The following is a 22,670-nucleotide window of genomic DNA, read 5'->3' on the forward strand; positions in this document are numbered from 1 at the left end:
ATGACTAGAAAAATGCGCTCCCTTCCCCGCCGCAGCCGGGGTTTTACCCTGCTTGAAATGCTGGCCGTAATTGTGCTGCTGGGCATCGTGGCGACCATTGTGGTCCGCCAGGTCGGTGGCAATGTCGATAAGGGTAAATACGGTGCCGGTAAGGCTCAGCTTGCCAGCCTGAGCATGAAGATCGAAAACTATGCGTTGGATGTCGGCGCACCGCCCAAGAACCTTCAGCAACTCATCTCCAAACCCGCCAACGCCCGTAACTGGAATGGCCCTTATGCCAAGCCATCCGACTTGCAGGATCCGTTCGGCCATGAATTCGGCTATCGCTCGCCCGGCCAGCATGGCTCGTTTGACCTGATCTTTTATGGTCAGGATGGACAACCAGGCGGCGAAGGCTACAACGCTGACGTTGGCAACTGGGAATAAAGGGTGTCATGCCGCGCCAGCCCTCCTGTCGACGTGTTTTTCGAACCGTATCAAGCGGTACGGTCAAGCCACGCGTACAGGTTCAGGCGCAACAGCGCGGCTTTACGCTTCTTGAACTGATCGTCGTTGTCATTTTGATCGCCATTGGATTGACCCTTGTCTCCTTTGGCGTCACCCGAGGGCTTGACAGTGCACGAGCCCGCGAAGCAGGTCGCGATTTGACCCTGGCACTCCGTGCCGTTCGCACCCAGGCCATTACAACCGGCCAAACCGCAACACTGAACTTCGATCTCGCCAACCAGCGATACCAGCGACCCGGCCAGAATCCCCAAACGCTACCCAAAGGGATGCGAATGCGGGTGACTACAGCAGCTGACTTGAGTACCGGTCGCAAGACTGCCATCGCCTTCTTTCCAGACGGCAGTTCGACAGGCGGAAATGTGCGACTGGAAAAGGATGGGCGCGCTTGGCGAGTGGATATCGCCTGGCTGACCGGCACGGTCAAATGGCAAGAGGTAATTCCGTGACAGGACGCCAAATGCCCAGAGCGGAGGGTGGCTTTACCCTGCTGGAGCTGCTGGCAGCTGTAGCATTGCTCGCCATAACCTTTTTCGTCTTGATGGGCGGTATCGGCCAAGCTACACATGCCCTATTGAAAGACAGCCGGGCGACTCAGATGGCTTTGACGGCCCGCTCGCTTCTGGACGACACGGTTCACCGCCCTTTAAGGCCAGGCTCCAGCCAAGGCTCTCTGCCTGACGGTACACGCTGGAAGCTGGATATCAGTAAGTCAGGCGCAGCGACGACCAGTCAACTGTACCGCCTTGATCTGTTACTGACAGCAGGCCGACATCAGGAACGCTTTAGTACGCTACGGTTGCAAGGTGTATCCGAGGTCCCGCAATGAAGCCCTCCATGCGCGGCTTTACGTTGCTTGAGGTCCTCTTGGCTATCAGCCTGCTGGGTATCCTGCTGGTCCTCATTGGCTCTGCACTGATCAGCGCGAATCGTACGTTGGCGCGTAGCGAGCAATATAGCGCCCGACTGGATGAGCTACGGTCTACACAGAATTTTTTACGCCGCGAGTTGCAGCAAGCACTTCCCTTGTCCATTCAGCGCACACCGACTGGGCAGGGAATAGTATTTATCGGCGAGCCGCAGGAAATGCGCTTCATCGCGACGCTGCCTTCACACCTTGGTGGAGGCATTCATATCCAGACGGTCCGTCTGGCGGGCGGCGAGCGCGACCAATGGCTACAGGTCGATTTCGCCAAGATCGTCGGCAGCAACCGTACCGAGCCTTGGGGTGATCCCCAACGCCTTCTGCGACAGGTTAGAAATCTGCGTTTCGCCTATAGTGGACTCGATCAGAATGGACATCCCACAGACTGGTTACCACGCTGGCCATGGCCACAGCATCTGCCCCAGCGGGTCAGGGTTGACCTGACTGCCGACGGTCCTATTGCATGGCCGCCCCTGCAAATCGCCGTACGCCTCGACCTGGGTAACTCCAACAGCATGGGAGCCATACAGTGAGGCGGCAGCAATGTGGAGTGGCCCTGCTCATTACCCTATGGGCGTTGGCACTGCTCAGCTTGATCATGGCGGGCGTAGTGACAGCTGTACGCCTGGAAAACAAACAGAGCGTACATCAGCTCCAGGATGCCCGGGCGCACCTTGCAGCGGAGGCGGGTCTGGCATTAGCCATTCAGCACCTGACTGGCCTGCAGCGAGAGCAACGCTGGATTGCTGACGGCCGCCCCTATCAGCTCGAATTCGACCGGATGCGCCTGACCATTCAAGTGCGCAGCGAGTTGGGCAAGCTGGATCTCAATAGCACCTCTCCCACCCTGTTCATCAAAGTGGCGACTACATTGGGCGTTCCGGCTGGACAAGCGAAGCAAGTCGCGGCAGCCTTGCAAGCCCGCCAGAATGGAAGTGATCCAACGCCTATGCGGACCCTGGAGGAGCTGATTCAACTCCCCGGTATGGATAATGCGATGTTTACTCGCCTGGAGCCCTATATCACTGTCTGGAGCGGGTACGATCAGCCAGTGACGACTTTTGCAGCACCGCCCATACGGCAGGCCATGGGGCAGAAGAACATTATTTCCCTGGAAGGAGAAGATCCAGGGCAAGTATTGAATGTGTATAGCCAAGCTGAACTGGACAATGGTTTCCGCTCTGCTTTGAACGTGACCCTTTTACTCAACCCAACGGATAGCAACATGCAACCTTACCGCGTGCTGCGCTGGCAAGAATGAAAACAATTCGACTGGAATGGCCTAATAGCCTGCGCCCTGCTGTGAATGCCTTTCAGGCGCAATGGCATGCCTCCGTATTTCCCCGCTTCTTCAGCTGGTGGTTTACCGAACTACGCGCCTGCCTGCCCCCTCGCCTGCGTAGCGTATTCCAGCGGAGCGAGCACGAGCAGATTATCCGTTGGGACAATGAGGAAGTCTGGCTCCGCACGGCCGAGGGTGAACGTCCGTTAAGCGGCGCTGAATCACTAGGCACAGAACGCTGCGTTCTATTGCTTTCCCCTCGGCAGGCGCTGGTCAGGACGATTAACCTGCCCGCGGGTGCAGCTCAGGATATCTCCGCGGCCGTTGCCTTTGAAATGGACCGCCATACTCCCTTCAAGGCCAGTCAGGTGTATTACGCGGTTCGTCGCTGGCCAAACCAGCCCAAGCAGCCGCTCCGGGTGACCGTTGCTACTGCGCTGAAGGATCGCCTCGACCCTTTACTGGAGCATTTGCTGGCACGTGGTATCCGACCTGATGAGGTTGATGTACAGCTGCCCGAAGGGGGGCGCCTGGGCATCAATCTACTGCCGGCCGAACACCGCCAACTTCGCACAAACCCACGCCGCCAGCTGAACATTGGCCTGGCAGTGCTGGCTGTCGTGCTGATCTTCGCAGCCATGCAGGTCTGGCTACATAACCGTGCTGTCGCGCTCGAAGCCATGCGTCACGAAGTCAGCCAACTTCGCGCGGGCGCCCAGGAAATCGAAAGCCTGCGCCAGCAGATACAGAATGGTCTGGGCGCAACCCGCTACCTCACAGAGCGAAAGGCAGGCACTCCCCCCTTGAGCGTGATGCTGAGCGAGCTAACCCAGTGCCTGCCCAAGGACACCTGGCTAACAGAGCTGTCCGTTGAAGGTGATGGACAAGTCAATCTGGCAGGCCAGAGCCAAAAGGCGGGCGCTTTGATTGGCGAGATGAAGAACTGCCACTCACTGACAGGCGCTCAGTTCCAGGGCGTTATCCAGCCGGACGAGAATACGAAGAAAGAGCGCTTCTACCTGCTCGCTCACTTGCGTAAGGAGGAAGCCAGCAATGCGCCGGTCACTGACACCCCGTGAAAGCCGTATAGCCGCGCTTGCCGTTCTGGCATTCGCACTGTATGTGCTGTACTGGATCTGCCTGGAATGGTGGTTCGTGGCCCCTCAGCAGGCCATGAATGATGAAATGGAACAGCTCCGCCAGACGCAGCGCCGCTATGCAGCTCTGCAAGCCCAGCGCGAGCCTTTGCAGCGCCAGCTTGAAACAGCACAGGAGCGGAATGCCGGTAGCGATAGCCTGCTGCCGGGTGACGACCCTAGCGCCGTGGCGGCTAACCTGATGCAACACACTGCAGAGCTGATCGAGTCGCACAAACTGGACGGCGCTGGCTGTGAGCTCCTCAACCGTACCCCCATTGCCGGCAATCCTGGCGATGAGCCTTACGCCCAGGTCAAAGTCAGCTTTAACCTCAGCTGCTCCATCGAGCCGCTGGAAGCCATTCTGTACGACATAGAAAATGACCGGCCCTTCCTCTTTGTCGAAGAGCTGCGCGTTGAGCGTCATGAGGATGCCCCACCCAAAGGTGGGGCTGGCAAGCTTGAAGTCCAGATGCTGGTCACGGGCTACATGCAGCGTAAAGCTAGTACGGATGATAATGAGAATACGGATCCGGATGACCCGACATGAATGCCGCTGATCAACGTCGCCTTACGCCCTGGCTCGCCCTCACCGCGGGATTGCTTACCGCTCTTCTGGTCATGCTCGCACTGGGCATTGGCCGTAACGTAGAATGGCTGCCTCCCCTTGAGGCACAACACTCAACTGCAACCGTCAGGTCGCCAGAATTACCGAGCGCGCCCCCCCTGAATGCCTATGCCAATACCTGGCAGCAGCCCCTGTTCAGCCCTGATCGCCAGTCTGATCAGAAAATGGCCGCGCCGGATCAGCCGACTTACCTAACAGGTTATGTGTTGACCGGCATCATTATGACCGACTCATTGCAGCTGGCCCTGCTTAAGGACAATGCAGGCAAGGCATTCAGTGTGACTCAGGGTAAAGCACTACCCAACGGCTGGACACTAGCGTCCGTAACTGCCAATAAGGCGATATTTGCTTCAGGTGATCGCCAACAAAGCCTGCCGCTCATTATTGAAAAAGCACCCCTTGATGGCGCATCGGCACCCACCACCGATACGCCCAGCTCTACCACGGAAACGTCCCCGGAAGAGGATGATGATTCCGATAGCGAAGATTGATACGGAACCCGGATTTAGTGGCTGACATGGCCGCCCCCTATTATCAGGAGCAATACAATCGTGACCTTGCGTTACCCCCTGGCCTGCATGGCCACCGCCACTTTGCTGGCAGGTTGTATCTCACCCGCCACTGACACGCAGCAGGACGATGCCCTGCTGCGTGAAGGTCTGGCAGGGACTGGCAGCCAACGTCCCTTGGTAAGAGAGCCCTCGCCCAACGTTCCAAGTTCGGCTGAAACGAGTGATAACCCAAGCACCCCCGCTCGCAGCCAGATCATTCGGGGCGACAATCGCTTTATCAACAGTCGAGTAGCGCCAGCAGCCAAACCTTCTGCCGCGCAAGACGGCGGTGTGGTATTCAACTTCAACAATCAACCGATCCGCGCAGTGATCAACAGCATCCTGGGCGACCTGCTTCAGGTGAACTACACCATTGCACAGGACGTAAAAGGAGAAGTGACCTTCTCCACGTCCAAACCTGTGGCCAAGACAGAGGCCTTGTCGATCCTGGAAACACTGTTGTCCTGGACCAATAACGCTCTAGTACGCGAAGGCGACCGGTACATGGTGGTACCAGCCAACCAAGCCGTGGCTGGTCGCATGGTGCCAGCCCTGCAGATGCCTGAGCCAGGTAGCGGCCTGTCAGCGCGCCTGTTCCAGCTGGACTACATTTCCGCTACGGAAATGCAAAAGCTGCTCAAACCCTTTGCCCGTGAGAACGCCTTCCTATTGGTAGACCCCTCACGTAACGTCATCGCCATGGCTGGTACGCCTGACGAGCTTGCCAATTACCAGCGAACCATCAGCACCTTTGATGTGAACTGGCTGAAGGGAATGTCCATTGGCGTCTTTGGTCTGCAGCGCGCCAGCGTGGCAGAGCTGATGCCTGAGCTGGATCGCCTGTTCGGCCCGCAGAGTGGAACACCGCTGGCCGGCATGATCAGATTCCTGCCGATCGAGCGCACCAATGCGGTAGTAGCCATTTCCTCACAGCCAGAGTACCTGAACGAAGTCCGTCAGTGGATCGAGACCATTGACAAGGGCGGTGGCAACGAGCCGCAAATGTATGTGTACGACGTACGCAACATGAAGGCGACCGATCTGTCACGATACCTGCGCCAGATCTATAGCAACGAGGCCGTAAACGAAGAGCCGGAAGCCAAGGTCGCACCCGGCCTACGCACCACGACTCTTTCGACCAGTAACGGATTTAGCAATGGCGGCAGCAATACAGGCGGCAATACCATTGGTAGCAGCCAAGGCCTGAGCACCGGCGGTGGCCTAAGCAGTAATAACGGTATTGGCGGCGGCCTGGGTAACAATCGTGGAAACAACACGGGAACCGGGTCGGATAACGACAGCAGCGATGACAGCAGCTCGAGCAGTACCAACAACCAGAACGGCAACAACGATACGGGCGTTCGGATTACTGCGCAGAAGAGCAGCAACCAGCTTCTGATTCGCGCACGGCCCTCGCAATGGAACGAGATTCAGTCTGCCATTCGCCGCCTGGACAACCCTCCGATGCAAGTCCAGATCGAGACGCGCATCCTTGAGGTCAGCCTGACAGGCAGCCTGAGCCTGGGCGTACAGTGGTATCTGGGCCGGCTGGCAGGCAATGCGCCGGTTACCGACTCGAACGGTAACGTGACCAATAGCGTGGCCAATACAGCCGGAAGCCAAGGTGCACTGGGTCGGGGCGGCGCCGGACTTGGCGCTGCTGACGCGCTCTTCTATTCTTTTGTCAGCAATAACCTGCAAGTTGCCCTGCATGCACTGGAAACCAATGGCAACACGCGGGTGCTTTCCGCGCCCTCGCTAGTGGTCATGAACAACCAGGAAGCGCAAATCCAGGTAGGTGACAACATTCCGATCAGCCAGACCTCGGTCAATACTACGAGCGACCTGACCTTCAATAGCGTTCAATACATCCAGACGGGCGTCATTCTTGACGTCGTGCCCCGTATCAATCCGGGCGGTCTCGTCTATATGGATATCCAGCAGCAGGTCAGTAGCGACACAGGCTCCCGAACGGACAGCAATGGCAACCCGTCGATTTCGACACGTGCCGTCACTACTCAGGTCGCAGTACAAAGCGGCCAGACTGTCCTGCTGGGCGGCCTGATCCAGCAGAATGACTCGCAAAGCGACAGTAGCGTGCCGTACCTGGGTCGTATTCCAGGCCTGCATTGGCTCTTTGGTAATACCTCACGCAACAAGAACCGAACGGAGCTTATCGTCCTGATCACGCCTCGTGTAATCACCAGCAATAGCCAGGCAAGCCAGATCACTGACGAATACCGTCAGCAGCTCCAGCTGATCAGCCCCATCACACCTGTCAGCCAGCTCGATACGTCCCGCTGACCATCTGGATAGGTCGCCTGTCGTCTCAGGCGACCTATCCGATGTCTCTCCCCCTTCTCCTCACGACACGAGCCGAACGCTTGAAGCGCCCTGCGTTCCAACCCTTTGCGCCACAAAGGAAGTACGATCCCTCATGTCCGCTTCTCTACTCGATGCCCGTACCGCCCGCTATTTACCCTGGCTGATTGCGATCGCCTTTTTCATGCAATCGCTGGATGCCACGATTCTCAACACTGCACTCCCCAGCATGGCACGTGATCTCAATGAGGATCCGCTACGTATGCAGGGCGTCGTGATCGCTTACATGCTAACTGTCGCGCTGCTGATTCCTGCGTCGGGCTGGATCGCCGATCGTTTTGGGACACGGCGGGTCTTTTTCAGCGCCATCGCCTTGTTTACCTTTGGCTCGCTGTTATGTGCACTTTCCCCCTCGCTACCCCTGCTGATCGCTGCGCGGGTTATCCAGGGTTTAGGCGGCTCCCTAATGCTGCCAGTCGGCAGGCTCGTCATCCTGCGGGCCTACCCTCGCACTGAGCTGGTGCGGATACTTAGCTTCGTAACCGTTCCGGGCCTGATCGGCCCCCTGACAGGGCCAACCCTGGGCGGCTGGCTGGTCGAAGTCGCCTCCTGGCATTGGATATTTTTAATTAACCTGCCTGTAGGCTTACTGGGCTGCTACGTCACTTCAAAACTCATGCCCGACCTGCGAAGCCCGATCCCTATGCGCTTCGATGGCATTGGATTCCTGCTGTTCGGGGCGGCGATGGTCTTGATATCAATTGCGCTGGAAGGCCTGGGCGAGCTGCATATGCCCCATGCCCGCGTGGTATTGCTATTGGTTGGGGGCCTCGCCTGTATGATCGCCTACTGGCTGCGTGCCTTGCGTATTGAGCGTCCGCTTTTCTCTCCACAGCTGTTCCGCACCCGCAGTTTTGCCGTTGGCATATTCGGTAATCTGTTTGCCCGCTTGGGCAGTGGGTCTCTACCCTTTCTGACGCCTCTGCTGCTTCAGGTGGGCATGAACTTTCCACCGGCCAAGGCAGGCATGACCATGATTCCGCTTGCGCTGTCGGCCATGCTGGTTAAGCCCATTGCCAAGCCCATCATTGACCGCCTGGGCTATCGTCGATTACTGATTGGCAACACTATTCTGCTAGGCGGCATGATCGCCAGCCTTAGCCTGATCAGCACGGAAACGCCTTATCCCTTGTTGTTGGCTCACCTGGGATTACTGGGCGCCGTCAACTCCATGCAATTCACCGCCATGAATACTGTGACGCTCATCGATCTACGGGATGAGCAGGCCAGCAGCGGCAACAGCCTCTTGTCCGTGGTCATGCAGTTGTCGATGAGCTTCGGCGTCGCCTGTGCGGCAGCCCTGCTAGGCGGCTTCAAGGATGATTACACAGATACAGATGTACTGTCTGCTTTCCATGCCACCTACCTCAGTGTTGGGCTACTCTCCATCCTTGCAGCCGCGATTTTTGGGCAGCTGCCGGGCAACCCTGATCGCAAGGCACCGTCACACCGTGTCGAGGAGCCGGAAAAAAGTCCTCAAAGCGCAGAGGGCTGACCACTCAGCAGACATAAAAAAACCCGAGAAGGCTCTCGGGTTTTTGCTTCGGCGCTCAGTGATCAGATAACCTGAACGTGCTCAGCCTGCATGCCCTTCTGGCCCTGCACCGCTTCGAAGCTGACACGTTGGCCTTCAGCCAGGGTCTTGAAGCCACTGCCCTCAATGGCACGGAAGTGAACAAAAAGGTCAGGGCCGCTTTCAGGAGTAATGAAGCCATAGCCCTTGGTTTCGTTGAACCACTTGACGGTGCCGTTCTGACGATTCGACATGAAGATGTTGCTCCTTGGTAGATCGGTTTTGTTATTAAAGCTTTTTGCCCAAGCGATGCGCTATCAGAGCATTCGCCAGAGACTGAGTTGCAAGGAGAAACACGAATCGAGCAGGACGGGGCCACATGGAAACCTACCGCCTCAGGTCACGATCAACAGCGACCCAAGCAAACACAGTGGCTCGAACTCTACGATAAATTTATTACGAAAGCGATTACACTAAAGCCGACGGTCGCACACGAGATAATCGGTAGTCTAGAAGCGATCAGTGGTGTAGGCCATATCCTCATGATGCCTACATTTCCCAGGATGACTATGTCTATAGAACACTGAATCAGTGTTTTTGACGTGTTCCATGCTCAATAAGCATCACTGTGGGAATACACCTTGTGCGTAATATTTTGGTTGTTGAAGATAGCCAGCTGGTCCTCAAGCTTTTGTCGCATCTGTTTCGGCAGGAATCGCTGTTCGAGCCGGTATTTTGCGCGTCGCTGGCTGAGGCTGAGCTGCTTCTGGAGACCAGTCCCGGTCAGTTCTTTGCAGCCATAGCCGATCTGAACCTACCCGACTCGCCCAGTGGCGAGGTTGTGGATGTCATACTTGCCCACAAGGTGCCCTGTATCGTTCTGAGCGGCCGCTACGATGAGCGCCATCGCGATGAACTCATCAACAAGGGAGTCGTTGACTACATCATCAAGGAGAGCCAGTACTCCTATGACTATGTACTGCGGCTTTTGAATCGTCTCGTTCAAAACCAGAACGTCAGGATACTGGTTGCAGAGGACTCTTCAGTCTCGCGGCAGTATATGTGCCGGGTTCTTTCGTCCCAGCTCTTTCAACTGCAACAAACCACTGACGGGCATGAAACCCTCAAGGTTCTCCAAGAGCAAACGGGTATTGACCTCTTGATCCTGGATCATGACATGCCTGGCTTGTTAGGCTTCGAGTTGGTCAAGCGGCTGCGTCAGCAACTCAAACGGCACGATCTTTTGATCTTGGGAGTCTCGGCTGATCCCCAAGGCATTTTGAGCGCGCGATTCATCAAGCACGGTGCTGATGACTTTCTACGCAAGCCCTTCTGCCCGGAGGAGCTTAACTGCCGGGTCATGGCTATGCTGGAACGGCGAGACCTGTTAGAGGCTTTGCAGCAGGCAGCCCGCTACGACTCACTGACTAATCTCCTGAACCGGCGGGCTTTCCAGGAAAAGGCCGAAATGCAAATCACGCTGGCTCATGCCCAATCACAGCCCATCAGCATTGCCCTGTTGGATATCGATTTCTTCAAAAACATCAACGATCAGATGGGCCACGCCGGTGGCGATACCGCATTGATAGCCTTTGCCCATGCCCTGCGGACTCACTTCCCGCACGATATCATCGGTCGGCTGGGCGGAGAGGAGTTTGCACTGCTCAGCCAGACAACAGAGCAGGAACTGGCCAGACGTCTGGATATCTTTCGCAAGCTGTGCAGCCGGCTCAATTACCTGCCCAACGCACCGCTGCTTTCCTTTAGTGCAGGCATTGCCAACTTAGGTGACCAGGCACTAGGACCCGCACTTCATTTGGCCGATCAACGCCTTTACCAAGCCAAACGCAGCGGACGAGGCATGACACTAAGTCAATAATTCTGCTCAGTTAACGGCCAAGCGAGGTCATATCGGGCAAAAATTTTTGCATAGGTGCCATCTGCTCTCATCTGTTCAATCATTTCGTCAAATTGATCGACAACTTTTTCTCTTTCAGGAAGCTTTTCCGACACCAGGATATGCAAGCCTTTTTCCGCCAATGGCTTGTCCAGAAATTGAAGCAAAGATGCTTGGGCGCCTAAGGTTCGCTCGATGACGCGCTTGGCGACCTGCTCCTCCTCCACTACCAGATCAATTCGCCCAGCCAATAACATTCGCAAGGCTTGTTCAAAGTCACTAACCGCAACCTTATTCAGGGTTTGATCCTGATCGAACTCCTCTGAGTGGACATAGCCACGCACAACGGCCAAGCGATAGGGGCGTAAATCCTTCAGAGTAGAAAAGGCAATTTCACGCTCTTTCAACGCAATAAAGCGCAACCGAGTCGTCAGGAGAGGCTTGGAAAACTGCCCAAGACGTTCGCGCTCAGGCGTGTACCAGATATCGACAATCACTTCATACAAGCCACGTTCCACACCGTATAACGCTCGCTCCCAAGGCTCCTCACGAAACGTTGTCGTATAGCCCAGGCGGTCAAACGCCGTCCTGACGATATCCACCACCAGTCCTTCGCCTGCCGGTGACGCCATGGCATAGGGCTCCCACTGGTTTCCGACAAGCCGAAGTGGAGGGCTGGCCCATGCAAGGAAAGAGCAAGACCAAGTCAAAGCAAGACAAAAAAAGGTGAGGACACGCATAGAGCCTCCCTACCTGCATGACGATACAACGAACAAGGTATTCCTTATTGTGTAGCGCCTAAGGCTGATTTACGCCAGCGGCAGATGAAAACAGAAATCGCTGCCCTCCCCCAACGTACTGCTGACCCGAATCGTACCGCCATGCGCCTCGACAATGGTTTTCACGATGGCCAGCCCTAAGCCAACTCCCTGATGCTCACGCTTTTTAACCTGCCAATAGCGATCGAAAATAAATGGCAGATCACTTTCCGCAATGCCCGGCCCATTATCGCTGACGGTAAAGCGGACCCCCTGAGAGTCACGTACTACCGACACCCAGACTGTTGAACCAGGCAAACTGAATTTCACGGCATTGCTGACCAGATTGGAAAACACTCGCAGCAGGCGCTCATAATCCCCCTTAATGACTGGCAGTGCCTGCTCGCAAGAGGTCAACAGGCGTATGCCGCTACGCTCAGCCAACGGTTGCAGCATCGCTACGGCATCCTCCAGCAACTTATGCGGGTCGAGCTGAGAGAGCCGAAGCTCCAGCTGGCTCTGCTCCATTTGAGAAATTTCAAGCAGCTCATCGATCAGCTTACCCATATGACCACTGGCCTTTTGTGCGTGGTTGACCACCTCACGCTGCCGCTCATTCAGGATAATCCCATCGAAGAGACTGAACGCCATGGTTAGAACCGACAAAGGTGTTCTCAAGTCATGCGCCACAACGGCTAAAAGCTCTTCACGCGCCCGTACAGCGATACGGGCGCACCGGGCATGCTGCTGCACCTCCTGGACAGCCAGGCGTAGTCTGATTTCACGTGTGGCGGAGTGTGTCAGCTCACTTAGGAGGTCAAGATCACGGGGATACCAAAGCCGAGGTCGATAATCGGCGACAGCAAAATAGCCGAGCAACTCACCACTATCGTCCTTGAGCGGCACTCCCAGAAAGGCCCCCATAGCAGGAAGAAACTTGCTTAGAGACGCAGCAACAGGATGTTGAGCCGCATCATCGATAATCAGAGGGCCACCCTTAGCCAGGACGCACTGGCCCATCACATAGCTTGGATGCGCCCAATCATTAGCCAGAGGCTTTGGCAGGCCATAGTGGCTTTTCACAAAAGCACGCTGATCATCCACTAGCGAGATAAACGCCATAGGCACGTCCAGCAAGCGAGCAGCCATGGTGGTCAGCCGATCAAAACCCTCTTCTGCTGGTGTATCCAAAAGCTGCGTCTTGTACAACGCTGACAACCGGTTTGCATCCCTAACCAACTCCGCCGGCTCACAAGCCGATACGCACAGCGCATCGTGGCTCATCCTAAGACTCCACACCGAAAGGCCCTAACGTTCGCGACTGTAAAACTTTCTTTGTGCAAACCCTTCTAATAAGGCGACTCCAAAGCCGTTAAGGCTTGGTTTTTACAGCCGAGAGTCCTGTCTCCGCTCCTGGAGACGTAATCTATGAACAAGGCAGAAGCGATTACACTACGTCGAGATAGTGCTTTTTGCCCATACCATAGCCTGACTTTGAATGGTTTGCCTCTTGTCTCATATGCAACGTGACAGACAGCCCAGCAGCGTAAGCCAATGGCCAGCATAACGCTGCCTGCAAATAACCTGTCATACCAGCTCGGTATCTCTTCCTCTTGTATGTGGCCATAATGGCCTGCCGCACTAAGGACGCTTTTTGATGAAACCACACGCAATCGAACTTCTCATCAGCGACTGCGATGGCGTACTTGTCGACAGTGAGATTCTGTCGGAACGCATTGTCATGGACGAATTAAGCCGTCACGCGCCCAGGGCGGAGCTTGAAAAGCTACTTGAAGGAACGTTCGGACTGATTACGCGTGACATCATCCAAATGGTTCAGGAGCGCTTTGGCATTACCCTCCCCGAAAGCATATATAAAGACATTCGCACGCGCGCCGAGCAGCTGATTGCGACTCAGGTCGACCCTATTCCCGGCGTCAAGCGGGCCCTTGAGAGCATCGACCTTCCGCTGGCTGTTGCCTCTAACAGTCAGCGCCACAGCGTGGCGTCATCCGTTGCCCGCGCAGATCTGACCGAGCGCGTTGCCGGTCATATTTTTAGTGCGGACATGGTAGAGCGTCCCAAGCCAGCGCCCGATGTTTATTTACTGGCGGCTCGGACCATGGGCGTAGCGCCGGAAAACTGCCTTGTCATCGAAGACAGCGCTACGGGTGTCCGGGCAGCACTGGCCGCTGGAATGCGAGTCATAGGCTTTACAGGGGCAAGTCACATTCCCCCAGAGCATGCCGAAACGTTGAGACGCCTTGGCGTAACGGCTCTGATCAATCATATGGATCAGCTTCCAGAACAGGTCGCAGTACTTCGGGAGGCAGCTACCAGCGGTCAAGCCTGACGGCCGCCTCGGGCGACCAACTGGGACAATGCCTACCGAGCGGCCTGTTACACTGCACGTTTACTTTTGCATGCTGCAGGCCCTCCGTGACCGCTACCTCTTTTACCACCCTTTCACTTTCCGACGCGCTGCTTAGCAATCTAGAGTCGCTGGGCTATCAGCAGATGACGCCCATCCAGGCCTTGAGCTTGCCGGTCATTTTGAAAGGGGAAGATCTTATTGCCCAGGCCAAGACCGGCTCGGGCAAAACTGCCGCCTTCGGCCTGGGTCTGCTCAACGGGCTCAACCCTCGCTTTTTCGGCTGTCAGGCATTGGTACTTTGCCCAACGCGTGAACTGGCCGATCAGGTTGCCCAGGAAATCCGCAGGCTGGCGCGGGCAGCCGATAACATCAAGGTACTGACTCTATGCGGCGGAGTCCCTTTCGGGCCGCAAATCGCCTCGCTCGAACATGGCGCTCATGTGATAGTCGGAACACCGGGCCGTATTCAGGAGCATTTGCGCAAAGGAACGCTTTCGCTTGAAGGCTTGAACCTTGCCGTGTTGGATGAAGCGGATCGGATGCTGGATATGGGCTTCTATGATGCTATCGCTGATATTCTTGGCCAGACGCCAACGCGCCGACAAACATTGCTATTTTCCGCGACCTATCCTTCAGGCATTGAACAGCTAGCCAGCAATTTTCAACGTTCTCCTAAAAACATCAGGGTCGAAGCGTTACATGACGATACCCATATCGAGCAACGCTTTTATGAAATTGACCCGCGTCAGCGCCTTCAAATGGTTCTTCAGCTGATTCAGCATTTTCGGCCGCAATCTTGCGTTGCGTTCTGCCACACACGCCAGCAATGCCAAGAAGTCGTCGATTACCTGAAATCGAACAAGGTCTCTGCGCTGGCATTACATGGGGACATGGAGCAGCGTGATCGCGACCAGGTTCTTGTGCAGTTTGCCAATCGCAGCTGCACGGTCCTAGTGGCCACTGACGTCGCCGCTCGCGGGATCGATATAGCCGGGCTCGAAGCCGTCATTAATGTGGAACTGTCCCGGGATGCTAACATTCATATTCACCGAATCGGCCGTAGCGGCCGGGCTGGCGAAACGGGCATGGCCTTTTCTCTGGTAGCCCCTGCAGAAGCCGGTCGCGCTCAAGCCATCGAAGACAAGCAGAAGGCGCCACTGAACTGGCAGTCGATCGACACGCTCACCCTAGATAATCCCGCGGCGCTGGTGCCACCGATGGTTACGCTATGTATTGCTGGGGGTCGCAAAGAAAAGGTAAGGCCAGGCGATATCCTGGGCGCCTTGACAGGTGAAGCAGGCATCCCCAACGACAAGGTTGGCAAGATCACTATTCAAGACTATCAGGCTTATGTTGCTATTGAGCGGGATACGGCACGCCAGGCCTTGAAACAGCTGAGTGAAGGCAAAATAAAGGGGCGCTCTTTCAAGGTCCGTATGTTGTAACTCGATAGCAGCCGACTGGCCACGGTCGGCTGCTTTTATTGCTGCCAAGCATCTCGCTGCCTGAGCGATAGAAAGGCTCATAAAAGACAAGTATTTAATTGCGAAAAAATATTTCCTACTTTTCCTCCTTCAGGCTGAACTTGCTAAGCCAAAACGATCAAAAGATGGGCCTGACCATTAGGTAACTAACCTAATAATTTTAGCGGTGTCGCATATTTGATTGAACCGACGTTGTACCGTCACGTGAAAAGCAAGCAATGAGTTCTATTCATCACTTCGTAGCGTTTGTTTTTGTTACCTTGAAATAACCTCTTCTAGACAGCGGTGCCCAAGCTATCGCGCCAGGCCATTTTCCATGCGCCTGCTGGTAGCCACTGCGGTCTAGACCGCAGCTACTTCAAGGAAAGTAAACGCCATCTGGTTTTTACTGAAGTATGAATATCGACTATGACTGGTAAGGACGAGACAGTCTGATGAGAAGATTTACCGTACTCGATAGCTTTCGCGGCCTCTGTGCTCTGGCTGTGGTTCTCTTTCATACGTATGTTGTGAACAGCTTTGCTGAGCTGAGCCTGTTCACAAACGCCTATTTATTTGTTGAATTCTTTTTCGTTCTCAGCGGCTTTGTTCTCTACCACACCTATAGTCACAGACTTTCCACTCTCGCTGACTATAAGAACTTTTTTATCAATAGAACCTTGCGTCTTTATCCTTTGCATCTGACCATGCTTGGAGTCTATGTAGCGCTGGAATGCGGAAAGTACCTGGCTGAGCGCAAAGGTCTACATTTCAATGACGGTGCATTTTCTGGTGCAACAGCACCTCATGAGTTTCTACCTAATCTCCTGCTAATACAGGCCTGGCTTAATAATACTATTACAGGCTCATTTAATTATCCTTCCTGGAGTATTAGCATTGAGTACTATATGTATCTCCTTTTTGGCGCCATCTTGATACTGGCTCGTCGAGGCCATCTCAAGATCTTTGCGCTGATTTCCTTACTATCTTTTATAGTGCTCTGTCTGCCGGAATCGCCCCTTAAAACGGGCATATTCAGAGGCTGCTCCTGCTTTTTCGCAGGTGTTTGTACTTACGTTATCTTTACCAAGATCAAAGACCTTCAGCTCAGCGCACTAAGCTTTACAGCGCTTGAACTGCTTAGCGTTGGCATTACATATGCCGTTATCGTTTCCCCTCTTGAATATAAGGGCATTATTGCAAGCGTATTGTTTTGCTGCCTGATTCTGGTTTTCTCGTTTGAAAAGGGCTCTATTTCACGCATTCTGCAAGGCGAGTACTTTGTAAAGTTAGGCAACCTATCCTTTTCGATATACATGACTCACGCTGCCATTCTTTATGTATTCAAAAGTGCAGCCATCGTGTTATCCAAAGTGACAGGCAAGGAACTCACAACCATGCTCCCCTCACACGATACGCCTGCAGGTCTAATTAAATACATTACAACCGGCAGCGCAGTGACTGATGACTTGGTCGTACTGGCACAACTTATCACTGTAGTGCTGGTTTCTCGTTATACCTACAACTATATCGAGCTTAAAGGTGTGGCAATAGGTAAGCGCCTAACCCGCAAGAAAGAAGTTGCAACAGAAGCATTGCCTAATAGCTCAATTTAGCTTTTACACGCACCAATAAAAAACCGGCCCTATTCCAGCCGGTTTTTTATTGCCATTTAAAATTTCAAATAGAGCTTATCAACTAATATCTATAGCAAGCTTTAAAAGAATGCTCTTTAGGAAGAGCTTATTCTTCCCCCTATACACTCTAAATAGCTTAGTTCGAAACGAACTGTATCTTGTGAGTTGAATCCAGCGATTGCGTTTTAAACTCTGTAAAGCGCAGACAATAAAAAACCCTGTAATGGTTGCTGCATTACAGGGTTTTCAGGTCTTAGTTAGACAACTGGGATGTTACCAAAACCCTCATCAAGCCCTTTGCCCAAAGGAAAGGCCTTGCGAGGCTCGTTGGTATTCAACAGACCCGGCATCTGAGCCTGGATAACCGCCCGATGCTGTTCGATCACGATATCCAACGCACGGCTTGGCACAAGTTCGATGTCATCGAATGTAATAATCTGACCAGGAGCAACAGAGCGCTTAAGAACAGAGTGTTTCAACAGACCAATTGGTAGATGGTCAGGATTTTCTGCAATTTTGACAGCCTCACCACGGACCTGGAAACCACCGATGCCACGCTCGATAATATCGCCAGTCTTCATGGGATTCTTGACCACTGCAGCAACGCTCAGTGTAGGTGTCGTAGAGTTGTTTAGAAGAACACCGCCACCGGCTACCACACGACGAATCGTCTTACCGACCTCTAGCGAGCACAGGTGGTATGGACGAACAAGTACGTAATAAGGCCCTGGGCCCAGTTTGAAATACTCGATCGCAGGCGCCTGATCTTCGTCATGACGGCACACCACAAATACACCGCCAGCCGGATAGCCGCTCGGCACGACATAATCGACGATAGGCTGACCCAGTTGCTCGGCCATCTGAGCAAGCACATTGGCCGTCTCGTTCAAATTGGTGGATTTGAGACCCTCCAGACCCTGACGAGTAATAGTGGCTCCAAAACCATTGCCTACAACGACTTGCTCGATCTGTACTTTGGTACCATCGGTAAAGGATGTTGTCTGATCGATACTGATGCCCTGACGCTTGGCCCAGTAAGCCATATCCTCTGGCTTTGGATCCAGGTTCAGATAACCCTTCATATTGCCGTACACCAGCGGCTTGAAACCCATCTGCATAGCATCTTCATGCAATGCAGCCAGCGAACCAGGTTGGTCACCCTCCGCCTCGGTCAGAAAGCCTTTTCCAGCTAAGTAAGAGCCTGTGGTGACCTGTAGTTCAGCATTGATGGTTACAACCTGCAAACCTGCCTGGAAAGCACGTTCGATCACTTCCGTACCATGATAGACATCACCGCTGCACTCAACGATAAGGTCAGAGTTGTCCAATACCTCATCCAGCGAATTAGTCAGGCAGTCAGGAAGCGGAAAATCCGTAATAGTATTCAGGCTACGGCGAGTAAAGACCTTAGAAATAACCAGGTCTTTATAATGCTTTGCAATTAACCTTACAAAGCAGCGGGAAATCATGCCTGTTCCGACAACGCCGACACGTTTTACTTGGAGGCTGGACATACTAACGAATCCTTTCAGAAGTGGTAGGTATGCAACCAATAAGAAAAAATGGCTGCATATGTCGTAACTAGGAGTTTGAATTAGTTGGCAGCAAGGCCTTGGCGATTGCATCCAGACATAAGGCGTTCACAATCGTGCTGTAGGACACAACACAAGTTTAAAAAGTTCCTAGTTACTTGTTTTATCACTGAAAAATAATGTCAAAAAGAAAGCGCCAATTTCTTAACTGGAGTTAATCCTTATAATTCCAATGGATTAATCAACGCTCTAGATCAACGTACTACCTGCGTAGGCTGTAACACAGTTTAAATTTGGCTAGCAGGCCTATAACCAGCCTAAATCAAATCGCTAACTTAAATAGCGAATAAATTAAAATTTGTGACGATTACGAAGCAATGACAGATAAGGGATTCGCAGGTTAGCTGAACGCTCAGCTAACCTGCTACTAAGTTTAGGCTGTTTTTACCGCTGTCCAGTACGAGCGCTTGAATAGATCACGCTCACCTAAAATCACCAGGCAGACCAGCAAGCACACTAGCAAAACCATTATATAGACAGCTAATTCCACAATGCCGCCAGGCTGAGGGGCTACGTATAACGCAGCCAACGTAACAACCAGGGCTGCAGCCGTCCAACGCGCAAGCACTGTGAGACTCAACCCTTTTGGCGAGGCTCGATGGAGGAAATACGCCATGCATAGAGCCTGTATGAAAAAGCCGATCGATAGCGAATACGCCAGACCATCAGCTCCATGGGTCTTATACAGCACTGTATCCAGCAGAACAGTCAGGCCTGAACTGATTAGAGTAATAACCAGGAACGTACGTCCCCTCTGCTGTGCCAGTAATGCACGCCCCCAAATCAGCGCCAGTCCCATCCAGGGTAAACCAATGGCATAAGCCACCACCAGTGAAGCCGTAGCCTCTGTCTGAGCGGCACCAAATGCGCCGCGCTCAAGCAAAACCTTGACTACCGGCTCAGGAAAAGAAATCAACACTACCGAAGCAGGCACTAGAAAGAGCAGTGTTGCCAGCGAAGCCTTGCGCGATACTGCATTGAAACGATCATGCTCGGAGTCTGCCCAGCTTTTAGCCATATCAGGAAACATGACTGCCAGAACTGACAGGGCATAAAGTGTAAGCGGGATAGTGACGATGCGGTAAGAGAACGACAGCATACTGATCGACCCTTCCGCCAGGAAAGAAGCAAAGAAGCGCTCAGCCAGCATACAGCCTTGTTGTGCCCCTGCCGCTACCAGTACCGGAGCGAAACTCAGCACAAATTCAAAGCCTCGGCTTTCCAGCTTCCCCTTTATTGCTCGGCCAGTCAGGTAGCCAATCCGCTGATGCTGGATAAAGACCAGGATTACCTGCGGAATCAACATCCCTGCAAAGAGATAGATCCCACTAGGGTAAAACGCATAAATACCAATGATGGCGCCCAGGTTCATAGACACTGTACGCGCCATTGGCAGGATAAAGATCCGGTCCAGGCTAAGCAATGCACCTTGGCAGTAAAGAATAGCTTGTACAAAAATCAGGAAGGCGCCAACTGAAAATACTAACAGCCCAGCATTGACCTGATCGGCCGTCCAACCAGGTGCCAGCGCCTTGAGAACCCAAGGACTACCCAGGGCCGCGCCGAGCGAAACCAGAAGACCAAACAGCATGACTCGCCAGTAAAGCCAGCGGCTGGACAGGATGAACTGATCTTCGCTTTCTGAACGTATGCGTTGCAGGTAGGGAATCATGGCATCGCGCAATGCGAGGCCAAAAAAGTTCTCGAAGAATAACGGCAGAATCATCGCAACGAAGATAAGGTCCGTTTCCCAGCTAAGCCCGAATTCCTTGGCGATCAATAGATCACGCAAAAATCCGAGAAGAAAACTCGCAACGGTGATCAGAAGGATAATTACGGTCTTCTTCATGTTTCTTTCCTAGAAAAATTACGTCCATACCAAGCCCGACCGCTTGCAACAAACACAAGGTATTAGATAAGACACAGCAGGTTTCGGACTCGATACCACAGCACGGAGTTACCGACTCCCGTGCAGGCGTACTTCCCTAACAGGCGCTAGCGTCCGGGAATTTGCTGCTGCACTGACAACGCAATCCTAAAAATATTTCGTAACATTCCGAAAATTTAGGGTTTTCCTGCTGATGCCCAGCTGGCGCACGTAAAATCTGTGCGCCAGTCTCCAGATTAGCCTGCTGCCCAAGTGGCTAATCTGCTTTGAAGGTCTTGATGAGTCGCCACCCACTGTATAACGCCAATCCTGCAACGCTAGCAAAAACGGCTGTTTTACTAGGCTGCTGACTCATGTGGGTGTACAGGCTATGGCGAAACATCGGGCCGGGATTGCGTCCTCTTACGGAGCCACTATCGATAGGCTCGTATAGCGCATCTGATTGGAGGGTATCTAACGTTTTGCTTTGCTGAGCAGCGAACAATGTTTTTACCGCTACCCAATCAAATAACTGTGGCGTTAGCTGAGCCGCACGCGTTATGAGCTTACTATTCCCAATATAAACGTCACGCTGGGGATACTCAGCGGCACGTAGGATCGCTCGGGCAACGACTTCAGGAGCATAAGTAGGTCCAGGCAAATGAGGCGCATGGGCCAGATAATTCTTGGCCCTATCATTGATGGGCGTATTGGTAGAGGAAGGCCTGATTAATGTGATGGCGATGGGAGCGTTATCATGGCGCAGCTCTATACGCAGCGCATCTGTAAAGGCCTTAACGGCGTGTTTACTGGCAGTATAAATACCTTGCAGGGGGGCAACGGCTTCTGAGAGCGCACTTCCCAGGTTGATCAGTGTTCCATATCCCTGCCGCCTGAAATGCTCTACAGCCACCAACGACCCATTGACCACACCCCAGAAGTTCGTTTCAAACACCTTCCTGAGATCAGCTTCACTCACCTCCCAAAGCCTGCCCCATACCAGTGTCCCCGCATTATTTATCCAGGTGTCGAATCCGCCAAAGCGCTCGACAGCCCTTTTAGCTACTTGCTCCAAATCGGATCGATTTCCCACATCTGCGACGACATGAATGATCTGCGCACTCGACTGCTGGCTCAACTCATGTTGAAGGGTCTGCAGGGCAGCCTCATCACGTGAAACAAGCACTAATTTTGCACCTTGCTGGGCGGCCAATCGAGCAGTTGCTAAACCAATGCCGCTGGTGGCACCGGTAATAACGATGGTTTGTTGGGGTAACGGCTTTGGTACAGGTTTCATCGAAAGCTCCAATGAGTCATGTCTCTCTATCGGAGCACGTCAGTCCCTTCAGGATTCCTTAAACCGGATGTATGGAGTGTCAAACATTACTGCCTACGCGACAAAGTGCCAGTAGCGATACGACATCACCGTCAGAAACCATAGGGAAATCCTGATAGTACATGCCGATACGTTTGACGGAATTCGGTGTTGCCAGACAGATTACGTCATCTGCCAATGCACTAAGGCTATCAATAATATTTACAGGCCCCACGGGAGTTGCCCATACCAGCCGAGCAGGCGCAACCTCAGCCAATGCGACTAACGCAACCCTGGCGGTACTTCCAGTTTCTACGCCATCATCAACTACAATAACCGTACGGCCGGTAAGTGATAGCGAATAATCGTGACTACCATATAGATATTTGCGCCGCTCAATATTATCCACTTGCCGATCTCGCTCCGCCTCGAACCACCCTGCTGGCGGATTGAAATAATCCAGCATTTCCTGATTGGCCACCCAGCGCTTGGCAGACTCATTGGCTACAGCCCCCAAAGCCATATCTTTGTTTTCTGGCGCACCAATCTTGCTCACTATCAGCACATCCAGAGGGGCTCCTAACGCTCGAGCTACCTCATACCCTACCGGTACGCCTCCGCGGGGTAATGCCAATATGATGGGGTCATGATCGATATAAATGTGTAGACGGGCCGCCAAGATCTGCCCTGCTTGGCGACGGCTCTTGTACAGTGCTCCCGGGCTCCCTGGTGTATTCATGATTTGCTCCGTGCCGTCCAATCAGCTATTAAGCGAGCTTTACTGACACCCACTTGTTTATAGGCCAAAGCCAGAAAGTGACTCATCAGTCATAAATCAACCCTAGC

At 53.5% G+C, this 22,670-nt stretch carries 21 protein-coding genes; 14 read left to right on the plus strand and 7 right to left on the minus strand.

Annotation, left to right across the window (positions count from 1 at the left end):
- From gspG to mdtD, 10 genes are all read left to right on the plus strand, one after another.
- Complete coding sequence (gspG, locus tag IEX86_RS17355) at positions 1–426, plus strand: type II secretion system major pseudopilin GspG (RefSeq protein ID WP_229685398.1); 426 nt, start codon at positions 1–3, stop codon at positions 424–426.
- Between the two features lie 8 nt (positions 427–434).
- Positions 435–953, plus strand: coding sequence for a GspH/FimT family pseudopilin (locus IEX86_RS17360; protein WP_188867399.1), 519 nt, complete (start codon positions 435–437; stop codon positions 951–953).
- Positions 954–964: 11 nt separating this feature from the next.
- Positions 965–1,333, plus strand: a complete 369-nt coding sequence (locus IEX86_RS17365) for a prepilin-type N-terminal cleavage/methylation domain-containing protein (protein WP_188867400.1) — start codon at positions 965–967, stop codon at positions 1,331–1,333.
- An 8-nt stretch (positions 1,334–1,341) separates the two neighbouring features.
- Entirely contained in the window at positions 1,342–1,962 is a 621-nt protein-coding gene (locus IEX86_RS17370; RefSeq protein ID WP_229685399.1) for a type II secretion system protein GspJ, read from the plus strand.
- Positions 1,959–2,690 (plus strand): type II secretion system protein GspK, encoded by a 732-nt coding sequence (locus IEX86_RS17375; protein ID WP_188867402.1) that lies wholly within the window; start codon positions 1,959–1,961, stop codon positions 2,688–2,690. Before IEX86_RS17370 ends, IEX86_RS17375 begins: the two co-directional genes overlap by 4 nt.
- Positions 2,687–3,790 (plus strand): PilN domain-containing protein, encoded by a 1,104-nt coding sequence (locus tag IEX86_RS17380; protein WP_188867403.1) that lies wholly within the window; start codon positions 2,687–2,689, stop codon positions 3,788–3,790. Before IEX86_RS17375 ends, IEX86_RS17380 begins: the two co-directional genes overlap by 4 nt.
- A complete protein-coding gene (gspM, locus tag IEX86_RS17385; RefSeq protein WP_188867404.1) occupies positions 3,765–4,397 on the plus strand; it encodes a type II secretion system protein GspM in 633 nt (210 codons plus the stop codon). Before IEX86_RS17380 ends, gspM begins: the two co-directional genes overlap by 26 nt.
- On the plus strand, positions 4,394–4,966 hold the full coding sequence (locus tag IEX86_RS17390; RefSeq protein ID WP_188867405.1) for a type II secretion system protein, XpsN-like: 573 nt from the start codon (positions 4,394–4,396) through the stop codon (positions 4,964–4,966). The genes gspM and IEX86_RS17390 overlap by 4 nt, the downstream gene beginning before the upstream one ends.
- An 87-nt stretch (positions 4,967–5,053) precedes the next feature.
- Positions 5,054–7,330 (plus strand): type II secretion system secretin GspD, encoded by a 2,277-nt coding sequence (gspD, locus tag IEX86_RS17395; protein WP_188867553.1) that lies wholly within the window; start codon positions 5,054–5,056, stop codon positions 7,328–7,330.
- 133 nt (positions 7,331–7,463) lie between these two features.
- Positions 7,464–8,903: a multidrug transporter subunit MdtD gene (gene mdtD, locus IEX86_RS17400; protein WP_188867406.1), complete on the plus strand. Its 1,440-nt coding sequence runs from the start codon at positions 7,464–7,466 to the stop codon at positions 8,901–8,903.
- 62 nt (positions 8,904–8,965) lie between these two features.
- Here mdtD and IEX86_RS17405 read toward each other — a convergent pair whose 3' ends face one another.
- The gene (locus IEX86_RS17405) at positions 8,966–9,175 is read right to left on the minus strand and encodes a cold-shock protein (protein ID WP_188867407.1); all 210 of its coding nucleotides are present in this window, start codon (positions 9,173–9,175) and stop codon (positions 8,966–8,968) included.
- Between the two features lie 389 nt (positions 9,176–9,564).
- Between IEX86_RS17405 and IEX86_RS17410 the strand changes: the two genes are divergently transcribed.
- Positions 9,565–10,800 (plus strand): diguanylate cyclase domain-containing protein, encoded by a 1,236-nt coding sequence (locus IEX86_RS17410; RefSeq protein WP_188867408.1) that lies wholly within the window; start codon positions 9,565–9,567, stop codon positions 10,798–10,800.
- Here IEX86_RS17410 and IEX86_RS17415 read toward each other — a convergent pair.
- Together IEX86_RS17415 and IEX86_RS17420 are read right to left on the minus strand one after the other, a co-directional pair.
- On the minus strand, positions 10,794–11,558 hold the full coding sequence (locus IEX86_RS17415; RefSeq protein ID WP_268239873.1) for a substrate-binding periplasmic protein: 765 nt from the start codon (positions 11,556–11,558) through the stop codon (positions 10,794–10,796). The two genes, IEX86_RS17410 and IEX86_RS17415, sit on opposite strands and share 7 nt — an antisense overlap.
- A 69-nt stretch (positions 11,559–11,627) precedes the next feature.
- Positions 11,628–12,860 carry a sensor histidine kinase gene (locus IEX86_RS17420; protein ID WP_188867410.1) on the minus strand — a complete coding sequence of 411 codons (1,233 nt, stop codon included), beginning with the start codon at positions 12,858–12,860 and terminating at the stop codon, positions 11,628–11,630.
- Between the two features lie 373 nt (positions 12,861–13,233).
- Here IEX86_RS17420 and IEX86_RS17425 point away from each other — a divergent pair, with 373 nt between their 5' ends.
- From IEX86_RS17425 to IEX86_RS17435, 3 genes are all read left to right on the plus strand, one after another.
- A complete protein-coding gene (locus IEX86_RS17425) occupies positions 13,234–13,929 on the plus strand; it encodes an HAD family hydrolase (protein ID WP_188867411.1) in 696 nt (231 codons plus the stop codon).
- A gap of 86 nt (positions 13,930–14,015) precedes the next feature.
- Positions 14,016–15,395 (plus strand): ATP-dependent RNA helicase DbpA, encoded by a 1,380-nt coding sequence (dbpA, locus tag IEX86_RS17430; RefSeq protein WP_188867412.1) that lies wholly within the window; start codon positions 14,016–14,018, stop codon positions 15,393–15,395.
- A 473-nt stretch (positions 15,396–15,868) separates the two neighbouring features.
- Positions 15,869–17,029, plus strand: a complete 1,161-nt coding sequence (locus IEX86_RS17435) for an acyltransferase family protein (protein ID WP_188867413.1) — start codon at positions 15,869–15,871, stop codon at positions 17,027–17,029.
- 278 nt (positions 17,030–17,307) lie between these two features.
- Here the strand turns inward: IEX86_RS17435 and IEX86_RS17440 are convergent, their stop codons facing one another.
- From IEX86_RS17440 to IEX86_RS17455, 4 genes are all read right to left on the minus strand, one after another.
- Positions 17,308–18,519, minus strand: coding sequence for an NAD(P)-dependent oxidoreductase (locus IEX86_RS17440; protein WP_373290462.1), 1,212 nt, complete (start codon positions 18,517–18,519; stop codon positions 17,308–17,310).
- Positions 18,520–19,015: 496 nt separating this feature from the next.
- Entirely contained in the window at positions 19,016–20,491 is a 1,476-nt protein-coding gene (locus tag IEX86_RS17445) for a lipid II flippase MurJ (RefSeq protein ID WP_188867415.1), read from the minus strand.
- A gap of 295 nt (positions 20,492–20,786) precedes the next feature.
- On the minus strand, positions 20,787–21,806 hold the full coding sequence (locus tag IEX86_RS17450; protein ID WP_188867416.1) for an SDR family oxidoreductase: 1,020 nt from the start codon (positions 21,804–21,806) through the stop codon (positions 20,787–20,789).
- Positions 21,807–21,885: 79 nt separating this feature from the next.
- Entirely contained in the window at positions 21,886–22,563 is a 678-nt protein-coding gene (locus tag IEX86_RS17455; RefSeq protein ID WP_188867417.1) for a phosphoribosyltransferase, read from the minus strand.
- Between the last annotated feature and the right edge of the window lie 107 nt (positions 22,564–22,670).

Source organism: Pseudomonas asuensis, assembly GCF_014646755.1.
Lineage (GTDB): Bacteria > Pseudomonadota > Gammaproteobacteria > Pseudomonadales > Pseudomonadaceae > Chryseomonas > Chryseomonas asuensis.